Below are 251 nucleotides of genomic sequence, written 5' to 3'. Positions count from 1 at the left end.
GTGTACGACGAGTTCGTGACCAAGTTCGCCGCCAAGGTGGCCACCGCCAAGGTGGGCAACGGTTTCGAGGACGGCGTGAACCAGGGCCCGCTGATCGAGGAAGCCGCGCTGGAGAAGGTGCAGCGCCATGTGGACGACGCCGTGGCCAAGGGCGCGCGCGTGCTGGCCGGCGGCAAGCGCCTGCCGGGGCAGTTCTTCGAGCCCACCGTGGTGGCCGACGCCACCGCCGACATGCTCTGCGCCCGCGAGGA

1 protein-coding gene is annotated in these 251 nt (G+C 70.5%); it reads left to right on the top strand.

Translation table 11 applies throughout. From position 1 onward, the window contains the following. Positions 1-251, top strand: a 251-nt coding sequence (locus tag HA630_RS01430; RefSeq protein ID WP_166832155.1) for an aldehyde dehydrogenase family protein, incomplete at both ends; no start/stop codon positions are given.

Source organism: Aquabacterium sp. A08, assembly GCF_011742065.1.
Note: the sequence above shows the minus strand (reverse complement) of the source record. Positions and strands in the feature narration are given on the sequence as shown.